This is a genomic window from Lujinxingia sediminis, from assembly GCF_004005565.1.
GTDB lineage: Bacteria > Myxococcota_A > Bradymonadia > Bradymonadales > Bradymonadaceae > Lujinxingia > Lujinxingia sediminis.
Map to the genome: position 1 here is coordinate 216,091 of NZ_SADD01000007.1, position 13,348 is coordinate 229,438.

Here is a 13,348-nt window from a genome sequence, read left to right on the forward strand (position 1 = left end):
ACGCCCCACTCCGAGCGGCCTTCACCAGAAGCTCCCACACCCGCACCCCGGCTGACCCCCGCTCCACCACCGCCGGCGCAAGCCGCGCGGCCTCAAGCTCCTCACGACGCTCCCGGGCCCACGTCTGCACCACCTCCCAGCAGGGCTCCGCCCCCGGCGTCCACGCCTCCACCTCCAACCCCGCCTCGCTCAGAGCCACAAGCCCCCCCAGGCGCTCACTGAGCCTCCCCACCCGGGCCTCTTGAGCATCGGCGCTCACCCACACATCCCGCTCCACTGCCGCCCGGATCCGCACCCGCGCAAGCACCCGCTCCACCTCGCCAGGGCCCACCTTCCCAAAACTCACCGCGCCCTCCCCCTCCCCCGAAAGCTGCTCCCGCAGGCGCTCTTCCAACGTCATCGCCTCCAGAACCCCGATCCCCACGTCTGCCTCGCCACCCTCCCCCGAACCATCCCGCTGCCCCAACCCCAGCCACACCCCGGCGGCCAGCCCCGGCGCAAGACCCACCTCCTGTGCCCGAACGATCTTCGCCTCCAGCCGCCGACGCATCCCCAGGGTGTCCGCCCACACCGTCGGCCGGGGTACATACACCCGCACCTCACCGCCCGCAGGCCCCGGCCGCACCACTCGCCCCACACGCTGCTCCAACTTCAATGGCGAATAGGGAAGATCGGCCAGCACAAGCCTCTTGCAGCGCTGCAGGTTCACCCCCTCTGCCAGACAATCCGTCGCCACCAGCACCCTCACCCTGTCGCGCGCTGCCACATCTTCAGAAAAACGCTCCACAAGCTCGGCGGCATCAAGCCTTCCCACCCCCGTGGCCCAGGCCTGAGCCCCGGTCATCAGCCCCACGCCCACCCCACCTCCCAGCCTTCGGCGGATCGCCCCGAAAAGCGCGCGCGCCGCGCCCTGATAGCCCGTAAACACAAGCCACCGCTCTCCGGGCTCCTCCCGCACAAGCGCCACCACCGCGCCGGCCACCCCGCCCCCCTCCTCCCGCATCGCCTCCAACCTCCCGAGAAGCCCCCGCACCCGCTGAAGATCGGCTTCAACACCGGGCTGCGACGCGGCCAACGCTCCGGGCTCCGCCCGACGTTCGCCATACACAAATCCCATCACCTCCTGGGCGCGGCTCACGCCCTCAAACCCCTCCCGAAATGCCCCGGCCTCCAACCACCGACCCCGCTGCGCCGCCTCCAGCCACCGCTCAAAATAATGGGCCAACCGCTCCAACGCCTCCGACAGCGCCCCGGCTCCCCCCTCCCACTGACGTAACCCCGTGGCCACAAAAAGCCCCCGCGGCCACCCTCCCTCAAAAGCCGCCAGTGTCATCGCATGCAGCTCCCCCTCAAGATGCCCCCACACCCAGCGCTCCCCGGCTTCCGCTTCATAACGCACCACCTCAAAACACACCTTCGGTCGGCGGACCTCCCCGAAATCCGCTCGCCAGCGCCGGATCACCACCGCCTCCAGTAGCTCCGTCAGGTCAAAGCTGCCCGCCAGTGCTCGCTCAAACGCCTCGAAAAGCCCCATCCCCACAAGCCCCCGCGTGCGCGTGTCGCTCATAAAATACGAGAGCAGCCCCCGCACATCCTCAAGCCCGTTGCACACCGGTGTGGCCGTCACCAACACCACCGGCGCATCCGCACTCAACCGCATCAACGCCCCACCGCGCCGGGTCGTCACTCGCCGAAACCGATGCGCCTCATCCACCACGACCACCGACCATCCTCCCCCCACCCGGCCATGGCTCATCCTGTGATGCGTCACCACCTCAACATGCCTCCCCTCCACAAGCCCCATCTCCGCGGCCACTCGCCGCCAGCCCCCCTGCAACCTCGATGGAACCACCAGCAGCATCCTCCCCTCATCGCCTCGCCAGCGCCGCACAGCCCTTCCCAGCGCCAGCGCCTCGCGCGTCTTACCCACCCCCACTCCGTCGGCCAGCACCACCCCGCCAAAAGCCTCGACCACCTTCACCCCCCGGGCCACCGCCTCCTGCTGCTGACGCGAGAGGAGCCCTTCAGCGCCTCCCCCGTCAACGCCGGCCCCTTTATGATCTCCGGCGACAGCGTCTCCGGCGACAGCCTCTCCGGCGACAACGCCCTCCCCGCCGACCAACGCCGCGGCCAGCCAGCCACGTACCCCCACCATCACGCCACCTCCCGAACCACCGCACACGCCTCGCCACAGCGATAGCCTCGTAGCACCGACACATCAGCCCCGCTCAGCCCGAACGCCTCCTCAAACGCCCCGACCTCCTCCCAGCGCTCCAGCCCCTCGCCGGCACGCACCGCCTCCACAAATGCCAGGGGCACCGGCAACAACCTCACCACCCAGGCAAAATGGCGCCGCCACTCCCCGCGCGCCCGCTCCCCCAGCGCATACGCCACCGTACGCACCGCCTCCGAGTTCAAATACGCCGCCAGCGCCCGCGCCTCCCCCTCGCTACTTACCCCGGCGTAATACACCGTGTTCAGCGGCACCTCGTCGCCCGCACTGGCCACCGCGTCGAGCTGCTGCCCCAGATCCGACCACATCACCTTCGGCCCCGTCACATCCTCATGCAGCCGGTACAGCTGCCACAAAGGCTGCCCCTCCCGGTAGTCACTGCGCGTCTCCAGGGCGCGCCGATGGCCTTCAAAATGCGCCTCCAACGACGCCGGCAACCGCTGCATCACCCGGCCCTCTTCATCCACCGGCCAGATGATCGTCCGGCCTCCCTTCACCTCCCCCTCCCCGATCGCCCGGCCCCCCACCGCCTGACGCAGATAGGGCGCCCAGGTCTCACTGCCCCCCCGGGGCGTAGCGCGCTCATCCAGCAAAAATGCGGCGTTGTTGCCCGTCATCACCCCCCGGCGAACTTCCCACAACCCGCTGCCCCCCAGCGCCACCGACACGCTCTGCATCCGACGAAAGAGCGCGAGAACCGGGTCATCCACCAACACCCAGGGCTCCCCCGCCGCCTGCCCCCACACCCCCAGCTCGCCAACCTCCCGGCTAAAACGCCGCACCTCATCGCCTCGCCACACCGCCACCTCCACCCCCGCAGACACCTTCGGCGCCGCACTCCGAGCGACCTTCTTCACCCGCACCACCGCCGGATAGGTCGTCGCCTCAAACATCGCCTCGGCCGCCTCCGAGCGATCCTCAATCGCCTCCACCTCATGCTCGGCCAGAAGCCGGCGCAGCCCCGCCCCGTTGAGCGAACGCAACACTTTGGCCGGCAACAACGCCACCACCCGTCCCCCCGGCCTCAAAAGCTCCAGAGAGCGCTCCACAAACATCGCCGCCAGATCGACCTGCGCCCCAAACGTCGCCTCCACCCCGGCCTCCTTCGCCCCGGCCCACAGCCCCGGCTCTCCCACCCGGTAGCGCGCCCGGTACATCCCCTTCACCACCCGATCCTGGCGCGTAGCACGCACCCAGGGCGGGTTGGTCACCACCAGGTCAAAGCCCCCCCTCCCCATCACGCCGCCAAAGCTCTCCCCGTACGCAAACGCCAGCCCCTCCCGACGTCCCTCCTGCAGATCCCGCAACGCCTGCGCTACCGCCCGATGCTCCCGCTCCAGGCGCTCCCGCACAGCCCGCTGCCCCGCGTCGAGTCCCACCTCCTCGCCAAAGAGATCCGTTGCGGACGCGACCTCCTCCCAGCGCACAAGCTCCTGCGCAATCTGCACACGCCTCCCCTCCAGCACCTCCCGCTGCACCCCGCGCTGGGCCTCTTCCATCGCCACCTTCAGCGCCCGCTTCTCCTCCCCATGCGCCGCCGTATACGCCTCCTCCAGCTGCGCCAGCCGCTCCAGCCCCTCCCGGCTCACCTCCCCCATCTCCCCCCACGCCCTCACCTCTCCGCGCACCCGATACCGCGCCAGATCCAGCGGCTCCAAAAGCGAGTTCCCCGCACACAAACGATGCGTCAGGTTCGGAAGCGCCGGCATCGCCTCGGCCGGCAACGCCTCCAGCGCCGTCAACATCGCCAGCCACAGCCTCAGCTCACATAAACGCACTGCGGTGGGCTGCACATCCACCCCGTAGAGATGCTCATGGATCAACCGTCGCATCCGCTCATAACGCTCCCCGGCGGTGCGCACCACCCCGGCGGCCTCATCAAGTGCCCCGTCCACGCGACGCAACACCCCTAACACCTCCAGCAAAAACGCCCCGGTTCCCACCGCCGGGTCCAACACCCGCACCCGCCACAATGCCCCCCTCAGGCCCGCGCGCTCCCGGGCACCAAGCCCGCGCACATCCCCCTCCAGCGCCCGACGTGCCGCCTCCCGGCCAAGCCCCACCTCATCTTCCAGGTAGCCCCCCAGCCCCTCCAACACCATCCGGCGAACCACCTCCCGGGGCGTATAAAAGCTCCCCGAGGTCCGCCGCGACCCGCCATACATCAACCCCTCAAAAACCTTGCCCAGCATCTCCGGATCCACCGCCGGGCTCAGATCCCCCTGGCTGCTCCACTGCGCCACAAAGCGATGCCGCTCAAACACCCCCTCCACAACCTCCCCCCACACCGCATCCGGCCAGTCCAGCCCCTCAAAACGACGCTCCAGCGCCGTCGCCTCAAAAAGCCCCCCGTTCAAAAAGGGCAACCTCCCCAGCCCCCGGGCCTCCTGGCCTCGCTCGGCCACCGGACAGTTCAGCGCCCCGAAAAAAAGCGGCCGCAGCACGCGCTTATAAAAGCTCCCTTCTCCCCCCTCCCGAAGTCGCCGCACCACATAACGCCGATCCCCGTCGAGCGCCCCGCGGGCCTGCAAAAAGTACAAAAAGACCACACGCAGCAACGTCCCCAGCGCCACCTCATGGCGAAGTTTTGCATCCTCCGGCCCCCCCTGCATCGTCGCTACAAGACGCGCCAGCACCTTCGAAAACGACGCAAAAAACGCCCGCGTCACCCCCTCCTGGTCGAGCACCTCCCGCACATGCCGACGCATCGCCTCACCCATCCCCGCCACATCCCCCTCCACCACCTCCGATGGCCCCAGCGCCCACCACTGCGATAGCCCCACCTCATCAAGCGCTTCCACCTCCAACTCCAGCCGCCGCACAAAACGCCGCTCCCCCTGCCCATCGACCATCGCCGCCACCCAGCGCTCCTCACAAACCCACCACCACACAAGCGCCACCCCCTCACATCGCGCGGCCACCTTCACCATCACCGCCCTCGCCCGCTCCCAGCTTCCCCCTCTCAGACACATCAGCCGATACCCCTCCCCGCTCCCCACCACCTCCATCGCCTCCATGCCCGCCAGATCCCCCTCCCACAACCCCCACGCCCCCAACGCCGCGCCCCGCACCTCAACCCCCACCACCTCATAGCCCATCGCAGCGGCCAACCCCCGTACATCCCCGCTTCTCACAGCCTCCGATACCTTCGCCGCACCGCTCCGCGCTCCCTGCTCGATTCCCGTCATCATCCTCGCCCCTCGCGCTTTATCGAAACCAGGCCGCGTGCCATCCTCCCCGCGCCGCCTCGGCTTGCTCATCATTGGGTTTTACACCTACACCTCCTCACACCTGCTGATTGTGTTGTCGGCTCTTTTTCCAAAACTTTGCCTCTCAGCCCCATTTTTTCCCCGGTTTTCTCATGAGCACCTCCAACCCCATCCCCCCCGACATCTCCTGGGCTCGCCGCATCGCCACCACCACCGCCTGGTTCACCCTGGCCGTGCTCATGCCCATCACCCTGCCGATCACCCTTCCCCTGGCCGCCCTCTACGGCCTCTTTCGCCACGATCGCTTCTCGGCGGCCCGCGCCATCCTCTTCTTGACCTACTTCTTTGTGCTGGAGTGCTCCGGCCTTGTGGTCGCCCTCATCCACTGGCTGCGCTTTCATCTGCTGGGCCTCTCCTCCGAGGGTTACGAGTTGGCCAACCGCACCGTCCAACGATGGTGGTCGCGCGGGCTCTTCTGGAACGCCCTCAACCTCTTCGACGCCCGCGTCAGCGTCGAGGGCCTCGACCACCTCGATAATCCCCACCCGGCCATCGTGCTCTGCCGACACGCCTCCACCCTCGACACCATGCTCCCCTTAGGCATCGCATCGTCTCCCCGCATCTTCGCCTACGTCATCAAAGCGGAGCTTCTGGCCGACCCGGCCCTCGATTATGTCGCCCAGCGCATCCCCAACGTCTTTGTGCGCCGCGGCACCGACAACCCCGAGGCCGAGATCCAGAAGATCCTCACCCTGAGTCAGGACCACCGCGATCGTTTCTCGCTGGTCCTCTACCCCGAAGGCACCCGTTTTTCCCCCGCCAAGCGCGAGCGCCTGCTCGAAAAATTTGCTGACGATCTCGAGCGCCTCCCCATCGCGCAATCGCTCACCCACACGCTTCCCCCCTTGCGCGACGGCGCCCTCAAGCTCATTGAGCACACCCCCGATAAAGATCTCGTCTTCATCGCCCACCGCGGCATCGACCAGGTCGGCTCGATGGCCGAGCTCTTCTCAGGCGCGCTCACCGGTGCCCACCTCGAGGTCAAGATCTGGCGCATCCCGGCCGCTCAAGTCCCCCGCGACCCCGCCCTCATCCCCGACTTCCTGCTCGAACACTGGCAGAGCATCAACGACTTCGTCGCCGAAACATCTCCCCGACTCGCCACGAATTGACCTGCGCCCCCCCCTCGGCTAAACCTCATCCCATCATCGAAACCCCGTGCGCGCACGCCCTCCCCCGGCCACCCCTGTCGTACCCGGAGCCGTCATGCTTTTGCCCTCGCCACTGCACGCTCTTCGCCTCTCCCTCTGCCTGGCCATGGCCCTGAGCGCCACAGCCTGCTCCCCCGAACACTCCCGGGCCTGCGAGGTCGACGCCAACTGCTTTGTCGACGAGCAATGCATCGCTGGCTTCTGCCAGTTCGACCCCACCCCCGAAGGCGATACCAACGCTGACGCCGAAGCGCCCGACGCCGAAGAAGACACAGACGCCAGGGAGCCCGACGCAGAAGACGACGCAAACACAGACGCGGAAGAAGACACGGACGTCGAGGCACCCGACACAGAAGAAGACACGGACGTCGAGGCGTCCGACGCGGAAGACGCAACCATCGATCCCTCCCCGATCTGCCTTGATCACCAGTCCATCTGCGACAACCGCTGCGTCGACCTCCACTACGATTCAAGCGCTTGCGGAAACTGCGCCATCACCTGCAACAGCGACCAGGAATGCATCGAAGGCTCCTGCGCCCAACGCCTCGACACCGCCCCCCAGACCGGGACCATCGGCACCGACACCAGCGGCGGCTTCGGCATCGATATGACCCTCGACGATGCAAGCCGCCCCCATATCACACACATCAGCAACGCCACCGACACCACCCTCCACTACCTGCGCTGGGACGGCCAGCAGTGGCGCGGCGAGTTCTCCCACCCCGTCGAAGGCCTTCGCCCTACCCGCATCGCCCTGGATGTCAACAACCGCCCCCACATCCTCTTTGGAGATCCCACCTCCACCACATCCGAAACCCTCCGCTACGCCGCCCCCTCCGATGGCGTCTGGCACGTCGAGACCGTGGCCACCCCGCGATTTGCCCGCGACTTCGATCTTGCCCTGGCTCCCGACGGAAGCCCCCGCGTCGTCTTCGTCAACGCCAATGACGAAGTCACCCTGGCCACCCGCACCTCCCCGGATCTCTGGGAGCATACCCTGGTCGATCACCAGAACACCGCCGGCTCCTCCGTCGCCATCGCCGTCGACCAGCAGGGCCTCACCCACATCGCCTACCAGCGCTTCACCAACGGCGGCGAACTCATCTACGCCACCTCCACCTCCACCGGCTGGGACAAAACCTCGCTGGCCAGCACCCACAACGGCGGCCTGGGCATCTCCATGACCCTCGACCCGCAGGACCGTGCCCGCATCGCCGCCCGCGCCAACACTCCTGCGAACCCCGCCATCCTCTACCTGCACAACACCTCCGAAGCAGACCCTCGTGTCTGGAGCGAGCTTGTCTTCCCCCTGGAATCCAACGCCACGACAGCCTCCACCTCCATCGCCCTTTTTCTCGGCACCCTTCCCCTCATCGGATTTCAGCAAGACACCTCAGCTCGCATCATCCTCTACGACGGCTCCTTTTCGGCGCTCGACGCCATCGACGCCTCCAACACCGGGCGCACCGCTCTTAGCGCTGGCGCCAATCAACTCATTCAGGCCGCGCTGCAGGCCCCCGGCGGAGGCCTCTACTACTTCATCAATCGGTAACGCATCCCCCCGGCCGAGCGCATAGAAACGCAGCCTTCTCCCTCTCTCGGTCGGACCACACCCCACGTTCACCTTGATCACGGGCAGCGCATCAACGACCGGGTCGTCGAAACAGCTCCACCGACCCGCCACCCATTGACCTGCCCTCCCCACCCGACCCCCGGCCCTACCCGGATCCCCCATGCTCTTATCCTCGCCACTGCGCGCTCTCCACCTCTGCCTCTGCCTCGCCATGGCCCTGAGCGCCGCAGGCTGCACCACCGAAAACTCCCGCGCCTGCGAAGTCGACACCAACTGCTTTGTCGACGAGCAATGCGTCGCCGGCTACTGCCAGCGCAACATCGAGGATACCGAAGATCCCGACACCGACATCGACCAGCCCGACGTCACAGACGCGGACGACGCGGACGACGCGGACGACGCGGACGACGCGGACGACGCGGACGACGCGGACGATGCGGACAACGCCTGCGCGCCCGGCCTCAGCCTCTGCGGCACCACCTGCGTCGATCTTCAACAAGGCCCCAACTTCTGCGGCGACTGCCAGACCTCCTGCTCCGGCGACGAGAGCTGCGTCGGCGGCAGCTGCGCCCCCGTGTTTGACGTCATCACCGTCGACCAGGAATCCGAGACCGGCTTTTTCAACGACCTGGCCCTCGACAGCCAGGGTAACCCCCACATCATCTACTACGCCGAAACCTCGAATGAACTGCGTTACGCCACCTTCGACGGCAACGACTGGCACTACTCCGTCGCGGCGCTCCCGCCCGTCCCCTCCATCCCCGTCCTCGCCATCCCCGCCCACATCTACCTCGACGCCGACAACATTCCGCATATCGCCTATATCCAGGCCACCGGAACCCCGACCCCTGTCTACGGCACACGCACACCGGAGGGCTGGGAGCTCGAAGAGGTGTATTTTGCAGGCGATGGCCCCCTCGGCTTAACCCCCGGCATCGATGGCCGCCCCACCATCTCCTTTCAACTCATCTTAGAGAGCCCCGCTCTCTACTCCCGGCACGCCGGGGATTGGCTCTCCGAAGATTCGCCGGCCTCCGGCAGCACGATCACCCTTCGGGCCATCGCCGGTGACGCCATCACCCCGCTGGCCATCGCCTACAAAAACACCGGCAACGACCTCCTGCTCGCCACCTACGACCCGACCAGCCCCGACTGGCAGCAAAGCACCATCGCGTCCGACCTCTCCACTGCCAGCACCCTGGCGCTGACCCTCTCCCCCTCCTCCTCGCCGGCCCTGGCCACCCTGAACGCCGCGCAAAGCGAGCTTCTCGTCTTCCGCCGTGACGGCAACGCCTGGAGCGATGAGAGCCACCCCGTCGGTCCCACCAACGCCGACACCGCCTCGACCCGGCTCTCCCTGGCAAGCACCGACACCACGCTGGTCGCCGGACTGCATATCAGCACCACACACCACGCCCGCGTCCTGCAGCTCAACGCCTCGAGCTCCAACTGGCAACGACTGCTTCACGCGCCTGCCCATGCCGACTCCAACACCTCGGTGGCCATCGACGCGCAGGGCCGCACCCACGTCACCTTCGTCAACCCCGAAGGGCAACTCTCCTACGTGCGCCTGCCATGACCTCCCGGCTGCTCCGCGCCCAAAACCTCACCTGGACCCCGCCCGAGCACACCTCCCCCCTCTGGAAAAACGTCAACTTCGAGCTCCACCCCGGCGAATGCGTGGCGCTCAGCGGCGAGAGCGGCTCCGGGAAGAGCACCCTGCTGCGCGCGCTGGTCGCCCTGCTCGGTACCGACCGCGGTGAGGTGTATTGCGGAGAGCTCCTTCTGAGCCCGGAGACAGTCCTCGCCTTTCGCCGACGCGTTCTCTACCTCCACCAACGTCCCGCACCTCTGGCAAAAACCCTCGACGACGAGCTCCGACTGGCGCGCCACTACGCCTCCCGTAACATCCCCGCCCTCACCCGGCCCTTAAGCGAAGACCAGCAGCTCGCCCTCCTCGAACGCCTGGGCCTCTCCCACATCCCGCTGAACCGCACCTTCGAGCGCCTCTCCCCCGGCGAACAGCAACGCTTTGGGCTTGTCCGCGCGCTCACCCTCCAGCCCCCGGTTTTGCTGCTCGACGAGCCCACCGCCTCCCTCGACTCCCGCAGCACCGAGCGGGTCGAAGTGCTCATCCACGAGCTGCTCAACGACCACCCCGAGCGCGCCATCCTCATCGTCACTCACCACACCGAACAACGCCGGCGCCTGACCTCTCGCACCCTCAACATCGCCCGCTGGCAGCCCACCCCCACACCCACCGACCCATGACCTACGTCGAACTCTCCCCCCTCGACCTGGCTCTGGCCGCCTTCCTGCTACTCATCCCGGCCCTCATCAGCATCGCGCTGAAGCTCGGTCTTCAAAAAAACCTCATACTTGCCGCAGTGCGCACCACCGCCCAGCTCACCCTTCTGGGCCTTGTGCTCGAATGGGTCTTTGAGGCCAACCGCTGGTTCTACGTCCTCCCCATGCTGCTCGTCATGCTCCTGGCTGCAGCTCGCGCCGCCATCGCCCGCTCCTCCAAACGCTTCCCCGGCGCCCACCTGGCCGCCTTTGCCTCGCTCACCCTGGCCACCACCCTGACCACCTTTGCCACCACCGAGCTCGTCATCGGCGTCGATCCCTGGTTCACCCCGCAATACGTCATCCCCCTCGCAGGCATGCTGCTCGGCAACGGCCTCACCGGCATCAGCCTGGGCCTTGATCGCATGCTCAGCGATCTAATCAAAGAGCGCCCCTCCCTGGAATCTCACCTCGCCATGGGCAGCACGCTCTGGGAGGCATCCCTCCCCCACCTTCGCCAGGGTGTACGCAACGGCATGATCCCCATCATCAACGCCATGATGATCGTCGGCCTGGTCTCCCTCCCCGGCATGATGACCGGCCAGATCCTCGCCGGCGCCGACCCCACCCACGCCGTCGCCTACCAGATCCTCATCATGTTCATGATCGCCGCGGCCACCGCCCTGGGCGTCATCCTCCTCTGCCTCATCGCCTTCAAACGCATCGCCCACCCCATGGCCCGCCCCCGCTGGGAGGCCATCTCGCATCACGACTAACACGCCGCAGCGCCGCATATCTGGCGGGGTTTGTCCGTCTCTCGGACGGTCATCTCGGGTGTCGCAACCGGGTCAGGTTCTGGTGTCGTTTGACACACAGACCCCTTAGCTCTGCTTTTACTCAGGTAAATCGACAACTCAGACCCCCTTACCTCCGCTTTTACTCGGGCAAATCGACAACTCGGACCCCTTAGCTCCGCTTTTACTCAGGTAAATCGACAACTCAGCCCCCTTACCTGGGAGTGTAAGACTTTCTGTGTACGGCGTGTTCTAATCCAAAGCTGGTCAATTTTTGGAGTTGGTCATGACGAAGAAACGCCGTGGTGGTCGCCGAAGAAGTGCTGATGAACGGATGCTCCCCGAAGCACTTGAGGAGTTGTTACGGCCGATGGCCCGTGAGGCTGCCAGAGAGCAGATGACGCTGGGTCAGGTCGTGAGCTCTTCGCCGATGTCAGAGCTGTTGGGGAGGTTCGTGGAGCTCATGTTGGAGGCCGAGCAGGAGCATCATCTGGGCTACGGATGGGGGGAGCGCGAGAGTGAGGCTCTGCGCTTTGGCAACCGGCGAAATGGTTATGGAAGCAAGGTCTTAAAGACGCAATTTGGGGAGGTGCCCATCTCGGTGCCGCGGGACCGGGAAGGCAGTTTTTTGCCCCGGGTTGTGCCCAAGCACGGGCAGCTCAGCGAGACTATCGCCGGGCAGATTCTCTCACTTTACACCAGTGGTATGTCGCAGCGAGACATTCACCGTCATGTTGAGGAACTCTACAATATCGAGGTCGACGACGGACTGGTGAGCCGGGTGGTGGCCAGGGTTGAGCCGGAGCTTATTGCGTGGCGAAACCGTCCTTTGGAGGCAGTCTGGCCCTGTATTTTTGTCGACGCCCTCTATGTAAATACACGCCACGAGAGCGGTGTTGAGCGCACCGCGGTCTACACAGCAGTAGGCTACAACTGCGAGGGCATCCGCCAGATTCTCGGGGTCTGGATGGCCGGCGAAGGGCAGAAATCGGAGAGCGCGAGCTTCTGGCATCAAGTGTTGCTCGACCTGAAGCGGCGAGGAGTGGAGGACATTTTCATCCTCTGCGCCGACGGTCTCAGCGGGATGGAGCAGGCCGTGGCCACGAATTTCCCACAGACTCGCTTCCAGCGTTGCGTGGTGCATCTGATTCGCAACAGCATGCGCTATGTGCCCAGCAAACTACGCCAGGAGGCCTCCGCCGATGTACGCGCTATCTATCAGGCCGTCTCCTTCGAAGCAGCGAAGTTTGCGCTGCAACAACTCCAGGAGAAGTGGCGTCGAAAAGAGCCCCACCTCTGCGATGTGTGGAAAAATGCCCTGCCTCACCTGGAGAACCTGTGGACCTACGGCTACGCATTGCGGCGGATGGTATACACCACAAACATGGTCGAAAACCTCCACCGCCAGATACGCAAAGTCACCAAAACCAAGAGCAGCTTCCCCAATCACGACAGTGCTCTGCGTCTGATTACCCTGAAGCTGCGTGAGATTCACGACGGATTCAAGCTACCCCGCAGCGACTGGGCTGCCATTCGCTCTGAGCTTGAACTGACGTTTCAAGACCGCGTTCCAAACTACGTTCCGTGGGAAGGCCGCGCAGATAGTTAAGAAGAGCCGAAGGGTCGTACACGAAATTGCTTGCACACCCCCTTACCTCCGCTTTTACTCAGGTAAATCGACAACTCAGACCCCTTAGCTCCGCTTTTACCCGGGTAAATCGACAACTCAGACCCCTTACCTCCGCTTCTACTCAGGTAAATCGACAACTCAGACCCCTTAGCTCTGCTTTCGCTCCCATCCACACCATCGCTTCGTACGCCCCCCAACCCCCACACGAATCGCCCGACATCGCGAACCCCCGGCGCCCCACAACCACCCAACCACACAACCACCTAACCACAACCCGCATCCCCCCCAACCCGAGCGCATCCAGGGCGACGACTGGCAAGGAGCCAGGAGGAGCGTGTAGCAGCCGCTACCGCGACGACGCAGCGACACAGCCAGCGTCGGCCTGGGGCGCTCGGCAAGGAGCCAGGAGGAG

At 65.8% G+C, this 13,348-nt stretch carries 7 protein-coding genes and 1 pseudogene; 6 read left to right on the forward strand and 2 right to left on the reverse strand.

What is annotated here, in order from left to right; genetic code table 11:
- Positions 1-625: 625 nt before the first annotated feature.
- Together EA187_RS20825 and EA187_RS13555 are read right to left on the reverse strand one after the other, a co-directional pair.
- Positions 626-2,155: pseudogene (locus EA187_RS20825) on the reverse strand (SNF2-related protein); the annotation flags it as partial.
- On the reverse strand, positions 2,155-5,424 hold the full coding sequence (locus EA187_RS13555) for an Eco57I restriction-modification methylase domain-containing protein (RefSeq protein WP_127780602.1): 3,270 nt from the start codon (positions 5,422-5,424) through the stop codon (positions 2,155-2,157). The gene EA187_RS13555 and the pseudogene EA187_RS20825, both read right to left, overlap by 1 nt.
- A gap of 170 nt (positions 5,425-5,594) precedes the next feature.
- On the opposite strand from EA187_RS13555, the gene EA187_RS13560 reads away from it, so the two are divergent.
- From EA187_RS13560 to EA187_RS13585, 6 genes are all read left to right on the forward strand, one after another.
- On the forward strand, positions 5,595-6,614 hold the full coding sequence (locus EA187_RS13560; protein ID WP_127780603.1) for a lysophospholipid acyltransferase family protein: 1,020 nt from the start codon (positions 5,595-5,597) through the stop codon (positions 6,612-6,614).
- A gap of 94 nt (positions 6,615-6,708) precedes the next feature.
- Entirely contained in the window at positions 6,709-8,205 is a 1,497-nt protein-coding gene (locus tag EA187_RS13565; protein ID WP_127780604.1) for an eL24 family ribosomal protein, read from the forward strand.
- A gap of 181 nt (positions 8,206-8,386) precedes the next feature.
- Positions 8,387-9,805 carry a hypothetical protein gene (locus EA187_RS13570; protein WP_127780605.1) on the forward strand — a complete coding sequence of 473 codons (1,419 nt, stop codon included), beginning with the start codon at positions 8,387-8,389 and terminating at the stop codon, positions 9,803-9,805.
- Entirely contained in the window at positions 9,802-10,497 is a 696-nt protein-coding gene (locus tag EA187_RS13575) for an ABC transporter ATP-binding protein (protein WP_127780606.1), read from the forward strand. Before EA187_RS13570 ends, EA187_RS13575 begins: the two co-directional genes overlap by 4 nt.
- Complete coding sequence (locus EA187_RS13580) at positions 10,494-11,288, forward strand: ABC transporter permease (protein ID WP_127780607.1); 795 nt, start codon at positions 10,494-10,496, stop codon at positions 11,286-11,288. The genes EA187_RS13575 and EA187_RS13580 overlap by 4 nt, the downstream gene beginning before the upstream one ends.
- A 304-nt stretch (positions 11,289-11,592) precedes the next feature.
- Positions 11,593-12,915: an IS256 family transposase gene (locus EA187_RS13585; RefSeq protein WP_127780608.1), complete on the forward strand. Its 1,323-nt coding sequence runs from the start codon at positions 11,593-11,595 to the stop codon at positions 12,913-12,915.
- Positions 12,916-13,348 lie beyond the last annotated feature (433 nt).